This window comes from Peribacillus sp. SIMBA_075, from assembly GCF_046534585.1.
Genome location: NZ_JAWRYN010000063.1, coordinates 1 through 19,454 on the forward strand (window position 1 = coordinate 1; position 19,454 = coordinate 19,454).

A 19,454-nucleotide genomic window follows, 5' to 3' on the forward strand; every position below is an offset into this window, starting at 1 on the left:
CATTGTGCCAAATATACTAACCATAATGACAACTAACCAGTAGACCTTTGGTATATATCGGCGTACTTTGAACTGTAGTATCATTGCGGCTACGAAAATAAGAACACTTAGCGGTGCTGAAATAAGCGGATTTAGATTCTCGAATAAATAATCGGATGCTACTTCACCCATTCCAGTAGTCAGTAGCTTAGTAATCCAAAAGTAAAGTGTAATTTCCGGAACTTTAGCAAACATTTCTTTTGCCTGATTCATGGTGATCGATAAAGATTTGTTCATATTTAAGGACCTTCTTCCAATAATTTTCAATGACAAAGGCGTTAATATAGCTGTAAATCTTTCTTGTTGATAACATATCATCAGCTAGTACGCCTAGTGTAGTTGTACAAATCCCAAAACCTTGGTAAGTCAAAATCAAATAGTAACTTCTAGTAACTTGCTTAACATTTGAAGACTTGAAGGTTGTAGCAGTTTTGTTTGTTCTGAAACGGCTAAGTTTTTTTAAAAGAATTAATCTCCTTTTATGAAGTATATTGTTTCTAAGTATTTTCCATCTCTTGTTCATTTGAGATGACGCTAGTCTCTACTATATTACAAATTGGTCAGCTATTTATTAAACCTAAATTAAAATTAACTTAAATGTCTATTAAGTATAGGTGGCATTTTATAATTGTACATAGGGTCCAGTTAAACTTCAGAAAATCTTAAGGTTTTCTCAGTAGGTTGATACATATAAATTTAAAATCATAGGTTGGTCCATAACCACTATTACAATTTTTGTGGCAGAAGCTAGAACAACAAAGATCTTCTAAACAGGATTGTGAATAAATGTATTTATGCAAACGGGGGCGTTAGGATGATCGCTGTGGCGATCATTTTTCTTTTTGGGCTAACTGGCAGTTTAGTTGAAGAAGAAATGATATTTTTAATGCTAATAATTTTATATAATGGTATAAGATTACTAATTAGAGTAAGGAGTGAATTTATTTGTTTACAACTGAAAATTACATTAGCACACTAAAAATAAATCTTGAGAAAAACTCTGTTAATTTAATCAAAAATATAAAGGAAATACTTGATTTAAATTATTATAATGAGATAGAAATATTAGATTTCACAGTTTTTATTCAACCGTTCGAACTTTCAATTATGATGTTTTCTATGGATAAAGAAGCTAATGAAGTTTTTTATGAAGGAAATGATAGTAAGATTTTTGCAGGTAGTCACGAAATTCTTGGAGAAATAGAATATTTCGATTTGCAAGATGATAAGATGGATGAATTTTGGGAGTTTTTTGAACAGAACGATAAAATTATTTCAAAAGCTGAAGAACAAACTATTTTGCAATGGTTTGTTGATTGCTGGAAAAAAGCAAAAGGAGAAAGTATAAAATTACCAGTCTATTTTTGTTTCCATGATGATGATAAATCCTTTGATTTAATTAATATGGAATGGATTTCTGATGAAGGAAAATGGGCTTGATAAGTTCTTATAGATAAAAAAGTTATTCAACTAAAGGGTGCTTTAGCTGAAGATCGGAGCTGCCTTAAGGCAGCCTTTTTTTATGCAACTATCGGGGCAGGTTAGTTCCATAAAAGATGGAATATCTTTCTTGAGGTATTATGTAGGGTTTTTGGTAAGATGTTTTTATGGAGAAGTGATATTAAATTGTATAAAATGAACACTTTGATTTTGAGGGTGAATTGATTATGAATTGGTTAAGAATAATATGTGCTTTAATTGCAATTAGTATTTATTTGTATTTAATTTTTCAAACATCAAGGTTTAGTAAGGAATTTAAAGAGGCCATCAATGATGATAGAAGTATATCAAAAAGATTTGTACATAGATGGGATAGAAAATACTCAAAAGAAGCTATTTTACTTATTATTGGTTCTATTTTTGGTATAATAGCTATTTTTTTATCTTAATAAACTAACGGGTGCTATAGTTCAAGATGTTTGGCTACCACCACCATTATCAAATGAATTGAGGATGGAAATTGAAATGAAGAAAAATATGTTTAGTTTTACGTCAGCCATAGGTGGAGTTATGGCTCCATTACTTTTATTTGTTGCAATTGAAATAATTAAGTTTAGTGATATATTACTAATTAGTAGTTTGAGCCTGTATGGTGTTTCTATTATATGTACGATTATCGCTGTGATAAGGAAAGAACAACATAAGATGAAGTACATCCCATTCCTTACACTAATCCCCTTTACTCTTTATCAATTATTAATTTTATTGGTTTATTCATTAGGGAAATTCATAAATGGGTAAACTAACGGGGCAGCATTCCTGTCCTGTATTAACTGAAATACTAAAAAGTGGAGTTTGTGAAGAAATCTACTTAAACTAACGGGTGCTTTAGTTGATTAAGGAACACAAAAATGATTGATTTTTTTATAAAAGAATAATCCAATTAAATAGTATAATGGCATGTTTTGATTAATCTTTTTTCAAAACATGCTTTTTTATTTATCCATTTATCAAGGTTTCTTGTATAAATTTGATCAAACTTTGATTCAAAGCTACATTTTTATAAATTAACAAAAATTACCTCACCTTAGTTATAATAGATGGATATAGAAAAAAGGTGGATATTATATGAAATTATCAATACTTGTAGATAATAATACATTGATTGATCGCTACTTCTTCGGAGAACCAGCACTTTCTTTTTTTATTGAAGAGGATAATAAACGGATTTTATTTGATACTGGATACTCTGATGCATTTATGAAAAATGCAGAGAAGATGAGAATTGATCTAAGGGACTTAGATTGGGTTGCTTTATCACACGGACATGTCGATCATACATGGGGAGTCACTCATTTAATTAGGTTGCATATGGAAGCAAAAGGTGAGCTCATAATACATAATACGCCTACAATTATTGGTCATCCTTTAGTTTTTGAAAGCAAATTACTGGATTCAGTAGGTGAGATAGGAAGTATCTTATCTTACAATAAATTAAGCAGACATTTCCCTATTCGCTTATCTAAACAACCATTTTGGCTGACTGATAAATTAGTGTTTTTAGGTGAAATTAAAAGAAAATTTGATTTTGAAGGTAAAGAAGTAATCGGTAAAGTGGCCACTACAAAAGAAGAATTTGACGATTATGTTTTTGATGATACTGCATTAGTATATAAATCATCTGAAGGGCTAGTTATTATGGTAGGGTGTGCTCATTCTGGAATATGTAACATTATTGAATATGCTAAAGAAGTATGTGAGGAAGAAAGAATAGTAGATATCATAGGTGGATTTCACTTATTGAATCCATCAAATTTTCAATTAGAGAACACTGTTAAGTATATAAAAGAACTTAGCCCCAATAAGCTTCATGCTTCTCATTGTACAGATTTACACTCTAAGATAGCTCTATCCACAGTTGCTGATATAGAGGAAGTGGGAGTAGGTTTACAACTAGAATATTTCTAGATCAATTATATGGTCCCTAGAACGTTGATTATGGTAACTAAGGTTTTACAAATAAATGTTGATCATTAAAGATCAAGATTTAAAATCAAGTCGTACCATTTTGAATAAAGTTTAATCGTTTATAAAAATGATAAACCAAAATCTATACTTGATTTTGGTTTTCCTTAATGAACTATAGGGGCAGATTAGTTTAATAAGAAACAATTTGAATAGCAGATAAAAAAAACAACCCAATAACCATAAATCGGGTTGTTTTTTTGTTGACACAAGACTTATCCTAATGTTAGGATAAAAAAGTACTAAGTTTAGGATAAATAATATTAGGCTAAAGGGAGAGAAAATAAATGACTGTTTTATCAATTATTCTTCAAAGCATATTAGGATTAGGATTCCTAATGTTTGGATTTATGAAGTTCGGTTCAAAGCAAATGGTGGATGAATTTGGGCGTTATGGGTATCCAGGGGGTTTTAGGATATTTACAGGTCTGGTTGAAGTTATTGGAGCAGTATTAGTTATCTCAGGTATTTGGAATGATAAGTTAGCTGCGTGGGGTGGTTTATTTATTGTTGGGACAATGCTTGGGGCAATTTTCACACACATCAAAATTAAAGATCCTGTAAGCAAAATGATGATGCCGATTGTTTTGTTAATTCTTGGATTAATTGTATTACTTATAAATTTTGGATCATTGCTTTAAGCCAATTAACATAAAGGAGGAATTAATATGGATATTAAAATTATTAAACCACAGGATCAGGCGTTTGGGCAGTTTGATGGCGGTAAAATAATAGAACAAAAACCCATTGGCTTTTCTGGAGAAGGATCACTAATAAATAGGCTAGGACCATTATTTTACTGGGCATGGGCAAAATCTGAGGGCGAAGGTGGTATTGGTTTTCATCCTCATCAAGGTTTTGAGATATTAAGCTACAACATTAAGGGGAGAGGTCGTCACCAAGATACGCTGGGTACGATTAGCGAAGTAGGTGCTGGTGGTGTTCAGGTGATGCAAACCGGCTCAGGTGTGGAACATGCCGAATCTCTTCTTGAGCCGTCAGAAGGGTTTCAAATTTGGTTCGAGCCGCACTTAAGCAAAGCCATAAAGCGAACACCCACTTACTCAAAATACGTGCATGAAGATTTCCCAATCACTTCGGAAAACGGTGTAATGATTAAGACGATATTAGGTGAACATTCACCAATCAATCTCGTGACAGATGCCAAAATGTACGATGTTGAACTTGGAAATGGTGCAACCTATAAGTATGCTCTTTCACCTAATCGGACACTAGCTGGTTTAGCTATTAGAGGTAATGGCGGTGTTATTGATGAATTGGAGGTTTCATTTGATAATAAGGATTTTATCATTATTCAATCAGAGAAAGTTGAAAGCTTTACCATTCAGCCTAAAGGTGAAAAACTTCGGATGCTGCTATTAGAAATTCCAACTGAAGTTGATTATCCTTTATACAGAAAACCAAGATAACCTAAATTGAATTTTAAAAATTATTGTAATAGGAGGTTCGGTGAATGTATCAAGGAGATGAACAAAGTCAGTTGGATTTGAGGTTGTTTCGTGTTTGGCTGAAAGCTTCCCAAGCTGTTGCTGAAAACGTACTGAAAGATATTGAAAGTCATAATATTAGTAGGGAAAATTTTATGATTCTTGAATTGCTTTACAGTAAAGGTCCGCATCCTGTCCAAAAGATCAGTGAGACGTTCTCTATTCCAAGTGGAAGTATCACCTATGTCGTAGATAAGTTAGAAAAGAAAGGGTTTGTAGAAAGACAACCAAACCCTAATGATAGAAGGGCTTCTAATGTCGTCATAACGGAAGAAGGAAAAGCACTTTTTGACAAGATTTTCCCAAAACACGTTGCAACAATCTCAGAAAATGTTTCATTCATTACTAACGAAGAGAAAGAACAATTAATTTATTTATTAAAGAAAATAGGAATAGGGGCACAAAGTTTATAAAAATAACAGATAAAACATAAGAGGAGAAAAAAGAAATGAAATGGGTTATTCGTATTCTTCAAGGATTACTTGTGGTTGGTTTTGCAGCTTTTGGTGTAATGAAACTTACAGGCAATGCCATGCAAGTTCAAACATTTGAGGCTTTAGGTTTTCCATTAGGATTCATGTATATTGTGGGGGTCTGTGAAATAGCAGGGGCTCTTGGACTTTTGGTTGGATTCTGGAAGAAAAAAATAGCGTTACTGGCTTCTGGAGGACTTGTATTAGTAATGGCTGGAGCCGCGATTTCACATTTAATGGCAGGACAAGGAATGGGAGCAGCTATGCCTGCATTGGTCTTTTTCATCTTAAGCCTTGTTGTTTTTCTTGGGAAAAGAGCAGGCAAATAAGAAATAAGAAAATCGTAAACGGAAAAGAAAACCCTCCAAAACCTTGTTTCGACAGTTTAATGGTACGTTTTCAAAAGTGTGAAGTGAAATTCCAATGCTTGTCTAAAAAGGGACTCTGTTAATACAGGTGAACCCAGCACGTGAAATCATATATTTCTTCAAAGCAAATCATTTCTCCATCTAAAATACAAGTCGTTACAGGCAATGTTTTTAAAAACCCTAATAACAATTATATACAAATCAAATATGACAAAAGAAAGGTGATTTAAATGAAAAAATTATGGACAGAAATTAAAGTGGGAAATATAAACTTACCTCATCGATTAGCGATGGCTCCTATGACACGAAGTCGTGCGAATGAAGATGGTACTCCCGGTGAGCTAGCTTCACTTTACTACAAGCAACGGGCTTCAATGGGGTTAATCATTTCTGAAGGTACACAGCCTTCAGAAGATGGTCAAGGTTATTTAAGGTCACCAGGTATTTATAATAAGGAACATGTGGAAGGTTGGAAAAAGGTTTCTGATGCAGTACATGAAGCTGGTGGTTACATGTATATCCAATTAATGCACGCTGGTAGGATGTCTCATCCTGACAATACCCCTCACCATCGCCAACCAGTTGCTCCTTCAGCTATTGCTCCAGGTGCGCAAATGTTTACAAAAACAGGTATGCAAGATGCACCTGTACCTCGTGAGTTATCTGTAGAAGAAATTAAAATAACAGTGAATGATTTCCGAAAAGCTGCGGCGGCTGCTATTGAGGCTGGAGCAGATGGTGTTGAAATTCATGGTGCTAACGGTTACCTAGTTCATCAATTTATTGCAGAAAATGCTAATGAACGTAAAGATGAATATGGCGGAACAATTGAAAATCGCGCTCGCTTTGCTATTGAAGTTGCAGCTGCAATTGCAGAAGAAATCGGTGCAGCTCGTACTGGATTCCGTATTTCTCCCGGTAATTTAGACTTTGTAGGTATTAATGAAGGAGAAAACGGCTTAGATGTTTATCGTTATTTAATTCCTGAATTAGCAAAATTAAATCTCGCCTATTTACATGTAATGCATCTAGGAAATGACAGTTTCTTGAAAGAAGTTCGCGATATATGGCCAAATGCCTTACTAGTAAATCGTTTTGGTCGTCCTCTTGAAATGATTGATACAGACATAGAAGCAAACCTTGCAGATGTCGCTCCAGTAGGAGCATGGGCATTAGCAAACCCTGATTTTGTTGAACGATTAAAGGCTGGTGCACCATTAAATGAACCAGATCGTACAACATTTTACGGTGGAGATAGCACAGGCTACACAGATTACCTTTTTTTAAATTCTAAATAAGAGATAGGTCAAAACAAGACCTGTTTCTATACAGTTCTTGTTTTATTTTTTTCAAAGGGAACAATAGTGGGAGAACATTATTATTGTCATTTAATATTATCTTGAAATTGAGTCTTCTGTTAAAGGGCGCGATTGCGTAATAACCCTTAGATTTAAACGACTTTATTTTTATATTTTTAATTTGGATAGCATTGTATTGGATTATCAGACTCATTAAAAATTTAGAAAAAATTTAATAGCCTTTATTGAACTAAAGGGTGCTTTAGCTGAAGATCGGAGCTGTCTTTAAGGCAGCTTTTCTTTATGGAACTATCGGGGCAGGATAGTTCTATAAGGGGCAACGTCAAGAAAATGGGGATTTACAACGATACGGAAGTCTCGAACATAAAAAGGCGATTTCCAGTTTCTTAAGAAATCGCCTTTTTATTTGTTTTACTAAAGCTTCCCGTTAGTGAAAATTTTTCTTGTATTCGAACTTTTTTAATTATATTTACTCTTTTCGTAATTTCAATAATTTAAATTGAAAAGAAAGGTATGGCAGGCCGGGGAAAATAAGAATGATAAGTGAAATTATCCCCAATACTTGAAAAAAGTTCCCAATACTTTCAGATACCCATCCCCAATTACTAAAGACACTAAGCAACAAAAATATAACGGTAGAAATGAAGAATGGAAGAGAAGCTTTCCCCATATGATTCTTTTCTCGTTCATATTTTTCAACAATAGTGGGTCTGTCTGTATAGATTGGCTTGGTTCCTGTAGGGGCACTAAATATATGAATTTCATTACTTACAGAACATACATGTGACCATCCAGCAACTTCAAAGAAGGCTAAATATTCATCATCTACTTCTTTTTGATAATCCAGTGAATACTCAATGTTTTTACGTTCCCCTTTTCTTAGCTTGTACCCTATCCCTGCAAATTTTTCTAAAACCCATCCCTCTTTTGCATATTCGGCAAGCTTTTTCATCTCTTTTTCTTCACAAAAAGCTAAACCACCACTAGAAATATATTTAACTTTTTTCATGATAACTGCTCCCCTCTTCTTTTAAATACTTCTTCTGCATGTAATACCATTTCCCGTCTTCGCTTTACTTCTTTTTTCAAAAGTTCAATGCCCTCTTCTGTTGCAATATAGGTTTTTCTTTTCGGATCATGATCATCAAACAGTTGAATTAATTCAGCAGCTAAGAGCTTCTTGATTGTTGTATACATAGAGGCAGGTCCAATTGAAAATCGCTGATCAGTCATTTCTTCAATAGTTTGCATAATGAGATAACCATGCTTCGCATCGACTAAAGACAATAAAATATAGTAAGCTGTGTCCGTCAGTTCACCTATTTCTAATGAGACATTTCTCCCCATGATATTCCTCCTTTATATATCATTTAGTGATATATCATTAAATATAATATATCGTTTAATGATATATAAGTCAATGGGATATCGCAGATTATTGATACTAAGGGAGTTAAACAAAAAAGTAGGTAAAATTAAATTGTAACTTGGTGTATAGTAAAAAGGAAAATTTCCCTTTATATCTAAGGGGTGGGAGGATCTTCAATAAGGAAGGTTGCTGAGGCAGCTCTTTTTCTTATGGCACTAACGGGGCAGGATAGTTCATTAAGGAACATAAAAATGTTCAATCTTTTTTATAAAAGAATAATCCAATTAAATAGTATAAGGGCTTGTTTTGATTAATCTTTTTCAAAACAGGCCCTTTCTATTTATTCATTTATCAAAGTTGCTTGTATTAAAAAAAAATACCCTCGTGTCGTTTTGAAATAAAGTTGCGACGTTTTAAAAAATAAAGAAAAGACACCCTAAGTTGCTTTTTTTCTTCTCTAGAAGACTCAACTCGAAAATAACGAACCGACAACCAAAGACAGCGTTTGCTTGTAAACGGCATGTGCGGACTGCACATCACTAAAATGTCCGCACATGTAAAGGTGGATAACACCGTGGAGCGACGCCCAGAAGATACGGACGACGGTTTCCGTGTCATACGGACCGGTAATCAGTCCCTGCTCTTGCGCATCACCAATTACTGTCAATAACTGCTGCATAGCTGTTACGGTACCGTGTATGCTCTCCTCGTCTGGTTTGAAATCCGCGAAGGCTCCTCCGAACATCAGCTTGTAATAACCGGAGTAACGCTGTCCGAATTGCCAGAAGGTTTCGCCTAAATTAAACAGCTGCTGCATCGGATCGTCAGCGCGCGGCGTTCCCTCGAATTCGTTGGCGAGAATCTTGCAGCCGTCGAGATAAAGCTGCTGAGCCAGTCCATCTTTATTGACAAACAGGTTGTATATGATTTTGGTAGAGCAATTCATCTTCTGCGCAACTTTACGCACCGTCACAGCTTCAGGACCCTCATCGTACAAAATCGTTGCCGCAGCATCGACGACGAGCTTTCGAAGATTTTCAATATTTTTCAAGCGAGCCTCCTGATACGTTTCCAACTTTTTCGTATTTGCAGCGAAGGAATTATTTTGTTCTGTCATCGCTATCACCCTCAATTAATACATTTTTGATAAGAAACAATGTTTCCAGCTCTTAACAGGAATTTTAATATAATTGTCGGACTGTTGTCAATGTTACGAGGGATGCTAAAAACCAACGATTCAAAAAACGATGTTGACTTTCTTAAAAAGCTTAGTTACAATGATTTCAATTGGAAACACTGTTACCAGAACGTATCATAATTCTTGACTCTTATGAGAGTCAGGAATTATTTTTAAGGACTAAGTAACACTGTTTCCTAATTATAAAAAAGTAGATAGGAGAGTTGCACAATGAACATAAAAGGAAAGTGGGCGCTTGTCACGGGAGCTTCATCCGGCATCGGAGAGCAATTCGCCCGACAATTGGCCAAAGAGGGTGGCCACCTTGTACTCGTAGCCCGATCGAAAAACAAGCTGGAGAACCTGGCATCGGAGCTTAGAAAGAAGCACGGCGTCAAGGTCGAGGTGATTCCTACCGATCTTGGCAAAGAGGGCGCGCCAGGCGAGTTATATCGGCAATGTCAACTTCTGAATTTAGAGATCGAAATGCTGGTCAACAACGCAGGCTTTGCCACGCATGGTTTGTTTGAACAAATGTCAGGCGTGCGCCAGCATGAGGAAGTCATGCTCAATGTTGCCGCTGTTGTAGATATGACGCACTTGTTTTTGCCGGATATGTTGTGTAGAAACTCTGGGGCCGTTATCAATGTCGCATCGACCGCCGGATTTCAGCCCCTTCCCTATATGGCCGTATACGGAGCAACTAAAGCCTTCGTCTTGTCGTTTACCCAAGCCTTGTGGTGGGAGAACCGCAACAGTGGCGTCCAATTTTTCACGCTTTGTCCCGGAGCGACGGACACCGGCTTCTTCAACTTCGTAGGCGCGGAAGAAGCAGCCGTCGGTAAGAAAGACACACCGGAGCGAGTCGTGGAAGTTGCGCTTCGGGCATTGAAGGACGGGAAGCTGTATGTCGTTCCGGGAACACAGAATTATATAGGCACGCAGATCGGACGATTCATGACGAGGAAACAGGGACTCCGTCTCGTTGGCGGCATGCTTCGTCCACGCGACGGCTCCGCCAACAATAAGAAGCCGGCCGGTCCGTCCGATCTTGCAGAATGGATGATCCAGTAGGCGCACTGATGGCTAATTCGGCAAATATTTCAGCTAATGCTTCTGTCCATAACCCATCCGGGACCGAACACACGCCGGTGAAGCACAGGCTTGTTTCAGAGATCAGCCCGGCCGGGAAAGTCATGGAAAGCTGGCACATTCAATTCGAGAAGGCAGAATAAACTTTAGATACACTGAAATTGATTAAAAATTTTTATAAAAATCAAACTGAAATATTCTGGATAGGAATCTATTTTGATCAAACTTTTTTCAAAATAGATTCTTTTTATTTATCGTAAAATGTGGGTTTGCGAGATATTTTTGATTAAACTTTATTTAAAAGCTACACCTCGAAAAAGGGTGGAGCTTGATTGGATTACTAGTAGGATAAAGAGGTGAAAGTACAAGGAGTAACCCATTGTACTAACGGGGCAGGTTAGTCGAATTATATGTTATGATGGAAAAAAATAGATTTCTATTAGGGGGATTAAAATGGTTACATGCTATTTGAAATATGTTATTGACCCTTATAAATTAAATGAGTTCGAGGAATACGGTAAGATGTGGATTCGATTAGTTAATAAATTAGGCGGTACACATCAGGGTTATTTCCTTCCACATGAGGGTGCTAATAATATTGCTTATGCATTATTCACTTTCCCAAGTTTAGCAGCATATGAAGAGTACCGAGTAAAAATGGCATTGGATGCAGAATGTCAAGAAGCATATAAATTTGCAGAAGAGACTAAATGTATTTTAAGTTATGAGAGAAGCTTTATGCGTCCTTTATTCGAATGAACATATATTAAAGTTGAAAAATAATTTATACATACCTTGTTAAGCTAACAGGTGCTTTAGTTCAATAAGGAAGGTTGCTTCGGCAGCCTTTTTCTTATGGCATTGACGGTGCAAGATTGTTGAACAAGAAGATTTACGTAATTATAGACTTTGGAAGGGAATTACTGGGATGTAATGTTAAACTTTTTAAAAAGATATTGAAAGGACTGGACTCAGAATTACAATATAAATATCCAGATGAAAACGGTGCAAATAAAATTTCATTTAGAGAGTCGCAACAAAACTGAACGAAAATAGCATTACTCTTATGATGTCTCATAGGTGTAATCTCATATTTTCTATAAATAATACGTTGTTCTTTAACTAAAATGTCACTGAAGATCGGAACTGTCTTTAAGGCAACTTTTTCTTTATACAACTAAAGGGATAGGAAAGTTGCATAAGATTTTTTTTACTTTATAATTAGTACCAGGTAATAATATCAAGTGGTGAAATTGATATAATTCATACAACGAGGTGGTTACTCTGTGATTAAATCTAAAGCACGTATTACTGCGATAGGTTCTTATGTTCCAGAAAAAAGGTTAACAAATAAAGACTTAGAAAAATTGATTGAAACCAATGATGAATGGATTGTTAAACGTACTGGAATTAAAGAACGAAGAATATCACATGAAGAAGAGTTTACTAGTGATATAAGTTATAAAGCTGTAAAGGATTTAATGGAACGGTATGATAAATCGGTCGAAGATGTTGATATGATTATTGTCTGTACCTTTTCACCTGATTTCAACACACCAAGTGTAGCTTCTTTAGTCCAAGCAAAGCTAGGTATTAAGAATACTGGAGCCATTGATTTAAACGCTGCTTGTGCAGGATTTACTTATGGGTTGCATGTAGCTAATGGATTAGTAACATCTGGTTTAAACAAGAAAGTCCTTGTTATTGGAGCTGATACTCTATCTAAAATTATGGACTATGAAGACCGAGCCACTTGTATTTTATTTGGAGATGGTGGAGGAGCAGTTCTTGTAGAATATGATGAACAACAACCAAGTTTTATTTCTTCACATTTATATTCGGAAGGAGCAGGCGGAAAACATTTATATAGTACAAACCTATCGACACGTATAAATGGTGAAGACTTAAATAATAGTGGTAACCTTGTACAAAATGGACGTGAGGTTTATAAATGGGCTGTTACTACTGTTCCAAAAGGAATGCAAACTGTGATGAAAAATACTGAATTCCATTTGAATGATGTTGATTGGTTTGTTCCGCATAGTGCAAATTTAAGAATGATTGAGTCAATATGTGATAGAAGTGGTTTTCCAATTGAGCGTACATTATATAGCTTAGTCGAGTATGGAAATACTTCCTCAGCATCAATACCATTAGCTTTAGATAAAGGAGTAAGTGAAGGAAAGCTCAGTAATGGTGAGAAGATTTTATTATATGGTTTCGGTGGTGGATTAGCACAAGCAGGATTGCTTATCAATTGGACCCTATAACGCCTTTTTCTTAAACCAACAGGTGCCTTAGCTAGATCGGAGCTGTCTTAGGAACTAAGGGGGCAGATTTCAGAAAGAATTTTAGATATTATTCCAATTCAATAATTGTAAAAGATCCATATGTTATAAATCCCCTCAGAATAACTTCTGAAGGGATTTTTCGGTTTTCCATTGTTATAGTTGTTTCAATTTGGCATTATTATAATTTGGTGATTTACTAGATTGTGATAATATCCGGTCTAATACTTTTTCAGTAAGTGGCATAAAGTAATTAAGTATTAGCCCCCCTAAACAAACGGTTAATAAGGTTCCAACGCCAATTGGTCCATTTAAAATCATTGCCATTATCAAGAATACGAGGTAAATGAATGTTCTCGAAAAAAGCTGATTTCAAAACAAACAACTTTGCTGTACCATAGTTCAGGTCTTATCAAATTGTGCAATAAAAAAAGCCACATATCAATACCTATACCCGTTATAAATGCTGTTAACAACCCCAAAACTTCTGGTCTTTGTCTTTTTAAAAATGAATTACAACCTATCAATATTAAAGCTATTATTATTTCCCAGCTTCCCACAGTAAGCCCCACATTTATCGACAGTCCTACTAAAAGTGCATCAAAAGGTGAAGTTCCAAGGTCTGATTGTATAGTGAAAGAAATACCAAGGGTTAATATTAAAATTCCTAATACATAAAAAACATATTTCACTCTACTCGACCCCTTTATCATTATTTTTTGTTGCAAATGCAACGAATTTAAGTTAAATTTAATACATATCAATTTTATTGCATTTGCAACTAAAATACGTACTAAGGAGTTAATTATGAAGGAAATTCTTCGTGAAATTGGAATGATAGCAAGGGCATTAGATTCTATAAGTAATATAGAATTTAAAGAATATGACCTTACAAAAGGGCAGTATTTGTACCTTGTACGGATATGTGAAAATCCAGGAGTCATTCAAGAAAAGTTAGCTGAGATGATAAAAGTAGATCGAACAACAGCATCTCGTGCAATAAAAAAACTTGAAATTAATGGATTTATTGAAAAGAAAGAAGATATACATAACAAAAAAATTAAAAAACTCTTTCCAACAAAGAAAGGGGAAAATGTCTATCCTTTTATAAAAAGAGAAAATGATTATTCCAATATCATTGCATTAGATGGATTTTCCGAAAGAGAAGTAGAAACCATCTTCAATCTTCTTCAAAGGGTAAGAAAAAATGTAGAAAAAGACTGGGGATTTGTAAAAAAGGGAAACAAGAGAAATTACTAATTATATAAAGGAGCGATATATTTAAATGACTATTAATACAAAAAAGTGTACCCTTGAAGATTCACGCAAACTTCAAGAAATTAGTTATGAAACGTTTAATGAGACATTTAAGCATCAGAACACACCCGAAAATATGAATGCCTATTTGGAAAAGTCATTTAACCTAAAACAATTAGAAGAAGAATTATCCAATATTTCTTCGCAATTCTTTTTTGTTTATTTTAATAATGAAGTCGCTGGATATTTAAAGACCAATACCAATGACGCTCAGTCTGAAGATGTGGGTGCTGAATCACTTGAAATCGAGAGGATTTATATAAAGAACAGTTTTCAAAAACATGGGCTTGGTAAATATCTGCTAAATAAAGCTATGGAAATTGCGATGGAACATAACAAAAAGAAAGTCTGGCTTGGTGTATGGGAAAAAAATGAAAATGCTATTGCTTTTTACAAGAAACTGGGTTTTGTTCAAACTGGAGCCCACTCTTTTTATATGGGTGATGAAGAACAAATTGACTTTATAATGACCAAAACACTACTATAACTTTTTTTGAAAGGTCATAATTACGGGGTATTTTTTTTAATGAAGTAGAGTGAGGTAGGATAATTATAGATGAGGTTCTCGAGGATAGACATTTAGTAAAAGTTGCTATGATTGTGTTTAATAATTTTTACGAATCAATTGTCTGTTTAAAAGTTTATATCAGGTGGAAAGGAGATTTTTTATGTATATCCCTAAGCAATTTGAAATAAAAGAATTAGCAGTAGCCTACGATGTAATACAGGAGAATGGTTTTGCGACATTGTGTTCAATGCATGAAGGCTTGCCTTTTGCTACACATTTACCACTGCTGTTGAATAAGGAGAAAAACTATTTGTATGGTCATTTTGCTCGTCCGAACCATCAATGGAAAGATATTAAAAATCAAACAGTCTTAGCAGTTTTTCATGGTCCTCACTGTTATATCTCCTCCTCTTGGTATGAGACCAATCAAGCAGTACCAACATGGAATTATGTGACTGTTCATGTATACGGCGAAGCCGAACTTATTGAGGATGAACAGGAGTTAACGGATTCCTTGCAGGACATGGTATTGAAGTATGAAGCCCCTGATAGTTCATACAAATTGCAAGATTTAGACGCTGACTTTCTCGCTGGGATGAACAAAGGAATTCAAGGCTTTAAAATAAAAATCAACAAGATAGAGGGGAAAGCGAAATTAAGTCAAAACCATTCCTTACATCGACAAGAGCTGATTATTAATCAGCTGGAAGAAATCCAAAATATAGATGAGCAAAAAATTTCCTCTTTAATGAAGGCAAACCTAAAAAAATAACGTTGAATGTTGCTGCACTAACGGGAGTGTTGATCCAAAAAGGATTAACACTCCTTTTGTTGGACTTCTTTAACAACGGAGCAGATTTCAATACTAACTGTAATTAGCAGCTGCATTTTTTTACTATCGGGTTAATGGAAGATAAATTGGATCCTTTTTTAAATAATCTAGTCAAAATCTTAACAGATTTCTAAATGTTAAGCAGTATGAATATTTTTAAAAGGATATGCATGTGCTGGGTTAATTTAATAATTATTATCTAAAATATAACAAAAAATCACGGTCCCTTTATACGGATATAAAATTCCAGAGTTATTCTTAATTTACATCTAGAGGGAGGGATCGGAAGTTGTCAAAATTTCAGGCCATAACTTCTTTGTTCATCTTGGTATTTTTCATCATTCTCGTAACTTATAAAATCACAGCATTATCATCCAAACATTCCACAACGAATCATTCCACATCCAACCGCCACATTCAAGTTCAATTGTTAGGCGTTAATGATTTTCACGGCCAACTAAACAAATATCAAATGGTTTCAGGAACCATGGCAGGGGGTGCTGAATACCTGGCTGCGTATTTAAAAAAATATATAAAAGAAAACCCAAATACACTACTTGTTCATTCTGGTGATATGGTAGGAGGAAGTCCTCCAATCTCTTCTCGATTTAAAGACGAACCCACGATTGAATTTTTAAATCTCCTGCACTTTGATGTCGGGACACCTGGAAATCATGAATTAGACCAAGGCGTAAATGAAATGAAACGTCTTATTTATGGAGGATTCAATAAAAAAACAGGTTATTTTCAAGGTGCCAATACTTCTTACAGTTCTGCAAATATCATCGATACAAAATCGGGTACTCCCTTGTTACCACCGTATGTTATTAAACAAATTGACGGAATAAATATTGGCTTTATCGGTGTCGTCACAAAAGAGACTAACCTGTATGTGGCGCCTGAAAATCGAAAGGAAGTAGAAATTACGGATGAAGTTACAGCTATTAACCGAACTGTTAAGCTTTTAAAGGAAAAAGGGATCAAAGTAATTGTTGTACTTGCACATGATTCAGCTAAATCAGATCAGTCAGGAGCAAATTCCAGTGGAGCTATAGTGGAGATGGCTCCCAAAATCGATGATGAGGTCGATGTCATTTTTACCGGTCACAGCCATGAATATGCCAATACCGTTGTAGCCGGTAAACTGATCGTTCAAGCTTATTCTAATGGGAAAGCCTTTTCTCAAGTAAATCTTGAAATGGACCCACATACTAAAAATATTGTTAAGAAACAAGCAAAGATTATTATCACTTCACATCATAAAATTAACCCAGATAAAGAAACGGTTGCTCTTCTAAATAAATATAGAAAAAGATTGGGGAGCTATTTTAATCAGATAATAGGAGAAATGCCTGAAGAAATCTCACGAAATAAAGATGAAAACGGTGAATCCCCATTAGCAAAAATGATTGCAGAATCTGAGCGGGAAGCCATGGGGGTAGATATAGCTTTTGTCCATCAAGGAGAAATGCGGAAAAATTTTAAAAAAGGGGATATCACTGTAGAAGACCTTTATACAAACCTGCCTATGGATCATAATGTCAGTAAGTTAATCTTAACAGGAGACCAAATAAAACTTGCTTTAGAACAGCAGTGGGCGAAAGAATATGAAAATAGGTTACAAACGGTTGGTTTAACGTTTAATTGGGACCCCAATGCTCCAATTGGTAACCGCATTATTGAGCTGAAAGACATGAAGGGTCAAGAGATTCAGCCAAACAACGAATATGAAGTAGCGGTTAGTAATTATTTAGCTTCAGGCGGTGATAACTTCACTGCATTTGAACAAGGTAGACTCGTTGAATCCGGTCCACAAGTTGTCACTGCACTTATACATTATATCCAACAGAAGTATCCACATGAAATTTCTCTCCATTCATTGAAAAAATGAAGGGGAACCACAAGGACCTGCATAAGTGGCTTTTGAGGAAGATGAAGCTGGAGGATTTTATGAATTTGATGAAATAGGTTTGGAATAGCACGAGATATTGAATATCAATGGTTTTTGGTAAATACTTACTTATTAAAAAAGTTGTAGAACTTAGACCGCTAAAAAGTGAAGTCCTCAAGATTGGTTTATAGAGTGGGTAGAGCAATTAAACGAGAAATAAGGTAACTACTTATTCAGATAACAAGTGCTTTACTTCAAATAAGGGAGCTGCCTTGGCAGCTCGTTTTCTTATGGATAAACGGGCAGTTTAGTTGCATAAGAATAGACTCCAGAATATTAGAGCCGATCTTCCTCTTTTCACTGTTTCAGATAAAAAAGTTACTATTTGAAAGCACGCAACCAAATTTATAGTAATAATATTTAATGAATTAGAAAAAAATAGAGGAAAGGAGGGATTGCGAATGTCTATGAAAAAGTGGGTAACAGGATTGGGCGTTGTGCTTGCAATGGTTGTAGTTGTGGCAACACTAGGCTCACTCGGCGTATTTGCCGAATCCGGTGTTATAAATCAGCCTATGGAGACGGGGAAATCGATTGAGGTCGAGTTGAACGATGATTTCTTTAATCCGAAAGTCATCACTATTCCGAATGGAACAGCCACAACGTTGATATTAAAGAACAAAGGCAGTAAAGAGCACACCTTCACACTGGAAAAGCTCGGAATTGACGTTGAGCTCCAGCCAGGTGAAGAAAAAAACATTACCGTGAATCCGAAACAGCCCGGTACATATGAACTGATATGTCGGTACCATTTCGAGAAAGGAATGGTTGGGAAAGTAATAGTCGAATAAAATGCAGGGCCAATAAGGCCTTGTTTTTTTATAGGCAAGGCTTGTATTATCGATTAAGTTTTAGAGAGATTTTTATTAAGCTTGTTTTTCAATACAGAGGATATTGATGCTTGAATAATAATTGTCCACCTCTAATAAATGGTTCATTAGTGAGCTTTGGCGATCAGCTCTTTTCTTATGGAGCTAACAGGAGCAGTATAGTTTGAACAAGATATAAAATAGTTTTCATTTCAAAATAGATTCATATCCGTTTCGGATCTATTCATTGATTCATATCCTATTAATATTAGGGAGGGGATGAATAGATGGCATCTAATGATGAATTAATTTGTCAAAAGTTTGCTAGAATTATCGGCGGACAAGAAGGTTTTGCGGGTGGAAAATGTGTAACAACCATAAACCGAAATGAAATAAAAGCAAAAATTTTAGGAAAACGTTTTAGAGTAACCTCTTCTTTCTCATTTGAATCAAGAGATAATCAGACTGGACGAGCATTGTGCCTAGGTAGGGTTGCACTCTTGCAAAAAGAAGTCAAGAATTTTGTTGCTTTGATTCTTAAACAAGGAATAATAGTTTCATCCATACACAATGAGTGGCTATTTGATAATCCGAATTTGATTTACGTTAATATCGAAGCTGTTGATGATCCATTAGTTTTTGCAAAGAAAGTTAGAAAAGCGCTAAGGAACTAACGGACGGCGAATACGACCATTGGCAATGTCAGAAATACTTGCATGTGATAGTTGGGATGGAACCGACAGGGCATTATTGGTTGAACCTAGCTCATATGTTAAAAGAAAATGAAATTAAGTTTGTAGCTGTAAACCCTTTGCACGTCAAGAAAAGCAAGGAGCTTGATGATAATTCTCCTATTAAAAAAGATGTGAAAGATGCTAAAGTCATTGCACAGTTGGTCAAAGACGGAAGATACGCCGAACCTACGATACCACAAGGAGT

Annotated in this window: 22 protein-coding genes and 3 pseudogenes; 20 read left to right on the top strand and 5 right to left on the bottom strand. The window is 35.3% G+C overall.

Annotated elements, in window-relative coordinates; translation table 11 throughout:
- Positions 1-276: pseudogene (locus SB775_RS25470) on the bottom strand (hypothetical protein); the annotation flags it as partial.
- Between the two features lie 708 nt (positions 277-984).
- Between SB775_RS25470 and SB775_RS25475 the strand changes: the two are divergent.
- From SB775_RS25475 to SB775_RS25515, 9 genes are all read left to right on the top strand, one after another.
- Positions 985-1,479, top strand: a complete 495-nt coding sequence (locus tag SB775_RS25475) for a hypothetical protein (RefSeq protein ID WP_410863918.1) — start codon at positions 985-987, stop codon at positions 1,477-1,479.
- A gap of 227 nt (positions 1,480-1,706) precedes the next feature.
- A complete protein-coding gene (locus SB775_RS25480; protein ID WP_410863920.1) occupies positions 1,707-1,928 on the top strand; it encodes a hypothetical protein in 222 nt (73 codons plus the stop codon).
- Positions 1,929-2,004: 76 nt separating this feature from the next.
- A complete protein-coding gene (locus SB775_RS25485; protein ID WP_410863922.1) occupies positions 2,005-2,280 on the top strand; it encodes a hypothetical protein in 276 nt (91 codons plus the stop codon).
- 327 nt (positions 2,281-2,607) lie between these two features.
- Positions 2,608-3,447 (top strand): MBL fold metallo-hydrolase, encoded by an 840-nt coding sequence (locus tag SB775_RS25490; RefSeq protein WP_410863924.1) that lies wholly within the window; start codon positions 2,608-2,610, stop codon positions 3,445-3,447.
- Between the two features lie 344 nt (positions 3,448-3,791).
- Positions 3,792-4,145, top strand: coding sequence for a DoxX family protein (locus SB775_RS25495; RefSeq protein WP_318688298.1), 354 nt, complete (start codon positions 3,792-3,794; stop codon positions 4,143-4,145).
- Positions 4,146-4,172: 27 nt separating this feature from the next.
- Positions 4,173-4,934 (top strand): pirin family protein, encoded by a 762-nt coding sequence (locus SB775_RS25500; RefSeq protein WP_410863925.1) that lies wholly within the window; start codon positions 4,173-4,175, stop codon positions 4,932-4,934.
- Between the two features lie 44 nt (positions 4,935-4,978).
- Positions 4,979-5,425 (top strand): MarR family winged helix-turn-helix transcriptional regulator, encoded by a 447-nt coding sequence (locus SB775_RS25505; protein ID WP_318688294.1) that lies wholly within the window; start codon positions 4,979-4,981, stop codon positions 5,423-5,425.
- Between the two features lie 35 nt (positions 5,426-5,460).
- Positions 5,461-5,814 carry a DoxX family protein gene (locus SB775_RS25510; RefSeq protein WP_318688291.1) on the top strand — a complete coding sequence of 118 codons (354 nt, stop codon included), beginning with the start codon at positions 5,461-5,463 and terminating at the stop codon, positions 5,812-5,814.
- Positions 5,815-6,083: 269 nt separating this feature from the next.
- A complete protein-coding gene (locus SB775_RS25515) occupies positions 6,084-7,151 on the top strand; it encodes an alkene reductase (protein WP_410863926.1) in 1,068 nt (355 codons plus the stop codon).
- A gap of 490 nt (positions 7,152-7,641) precedes the next feature.
- Here SB775_RS25515 and SB775_RS25520 read toward each other — a convergent pair whose 3' ends face one another.
- The 3 genes from SB775_RS25520 to SB775_RS25530 form a co-directional block, all read right to left on the bottom strand.
- Entirely contained in the window at positions 7,642-8,181 is a 540-nt protein-coding gene (locus SB775_RS25520; RefSeq protein ID WP_410863927.1) for a DUF2812 domain-containing protein, read from the bottom strand.
- The gene (locus SB775_RS25525; RefSeq protein WP_410863928.1) at positions 8,178-8,519 is read right to left on the bottom strand and encodes a PadR family transcriptional regulator; all 342 of its coding nucleotides are present in this window, start codon (positions 8,517-8,519) and stop codon (positions 8,178-8,180) included. Before SB775_RS25525 ends, SB775_RS25520 begins: the two co-directional genes overlap by 4 nt.
- A 488-nt stretch (positions 8,520-9,007) precedes the next feature.
- Entirely contained in the window at positions 9,008-9,658 is a 651-nt protein-coding gene (locus SB775_RS25530) for a TetR/AcrR family transcriptional regulator (RefSeq protein WP_089364551.1), read from the bottom strand.
- Between the two features lie 291 nt (positions 9,659-9,949).
- On the opposite strand from SB775_RS25530, the gene SB775_RS25535 reads away from it, so the two are divergent.
- From SB775_RS25535 to SB775_RS25550, 4 genes are all read left to right on the top strand, one after another.
- Positions 9,950-10,792, top strand: a complete 843-nt coding sequence (locus tag SB775_RS25535) for an SDR family NAD(P)-dependent oxidoreductase (protein ID WP_410863930.1) — start codon at positions 9,950-9,952, stop codon at positions 10,790-10,792.
- Between the two features lie 8 nt (positions 10,793-10,800).
- Positions 10,801-10,953, top strand: a complete 153-nt coding sequence (locus tag SB775_RS25540; protein WP_410863932.1) for a hypothetical protein — start codon at positions 10,801-10,803, stop codon at positions 10,951-10,953.
- 310 nt (positions 10,954-11,263) lie between these two features.
- Positions 11,264-11,569, top strand: a complete 306-nt coding sequence (locus tag SB775_RS25545; RefSeq protein WP_089364548.1) for an NIPSNAP family protein — start codon at positions 11,264-11,266, stop codon at positions 11,567-11,569.
- A 527-nt stretch (positions 11,570-12,096) separates the two neighbouring features.
- Positions 12,097-13,080 (top strand): ketoacyl-ACP synthase III, encoded by a 984-nt coding sequence (locus SB775_RS25550; protein WP_061461621.1) that lies wholly within the window; start codon positions 12,097-12,099, stop codon positions 13,078-13,080.
- 174 nt (positions 13,081-13,254) lie between these two features.
- On the opposite strand, the pseudogene SB775_RS25555 reads toward SB775_RS25550, so the two are convergent.
- A pseudogene (locus SB775_RS25555) lies at positions 13,255-13,790 on the bottom strand (YczE/YyaS/YitT family protein).
- A 115-nt stretch (positions 13,791-13,905) separates the two neighbouring features.
- On the opposite strand from SB775_RS25555, the gene SB775_RS25560 reads away from it, so the two are divergent.
- From SB775_RS25560 to SB775_RS25590, 7 genes and pseudogenes are all read left to right on the top strand, one after another.
- Positions 13,906-14,358 (top strand): MarR family winged helix-turn-helix transcriptional regulator, encoded by a 453-nt coding sequence (locus SB775_RS25560; protein ID WP_410863935.1) that lies wholly within the window; start codon positions 13,906-13,908, stop codon positions 14,356-14,358.
- 25 nt (positions 14,359-14,383) lie between these two features.
- The gene (gene paiA, locus SB775_RS25565; RefSeq protein WP_410863936.1) at positions 14,384-14,902 is read left to right on the top strand and encodes a spermidine/spermine N(1)-acetyltransferase; all 519 of its coding nucleotides are present in this window, start codon (positions 14,384-14,386) and stop codon (positions 14,900-14,902) included.
- Positions 14,903-15,083: 181 nt separating this feature from the next.
- Entirely contained in the window at positions 15,084-15,695 is a 612-nt protein-coding gene (locus SB775_RS25570; RefSeq protein ID WP_410863937.1) for an FMN-binding negative transcriptional regulator, read from the top strand.
- Between the two features lie 487 nt (positions 15,696-16,182).
- Complete coding sequence (locus SB775_RS25575; RefSeq protein WP_410863939.1) at positions 16,183-17,646, top strand: bifunctional metallophosphatase/5'-nucleotidase; 1,464 nt, start codon at positions 16,183-16,185, stop codon at positions 17,644-17,646.
- A gap of 461 nt (positions 17,647-18,107) precedes the next feature.
- On the top strand, positions 18,108-18,497 hold the full coding sequence (locus SB775_RS25580; protein WP_317777746.1) for a cupredoxin domain-containing protein: 390 nt from the start codon (positions 18,108-18,110) through the stop codon (positions 18,495-18,497).
- A 305-nt stretch (positions 18,498-18,802) separates the two neighbouring features.
- Positions 18,803-19,189 carry a DUF1259 domain-containing protein gene (locus SB775_RS25585; protein WP_377383635.1) on the top strand — a complete coding sequence of 129 codons (387 nt, stop codon included), beginning with the start codon at positions 18,803-18,805 and terminating at the stop codon, positions 19,187-19,189.
- A 41-nt stretch (positions 19,190-19,230) separates the two neighbouring features.
- Positions 19,231-19,454, top strand: a pseudogene (locus tag SB775_RS25590) (IS110 family transposase); the annotation flags it as partial.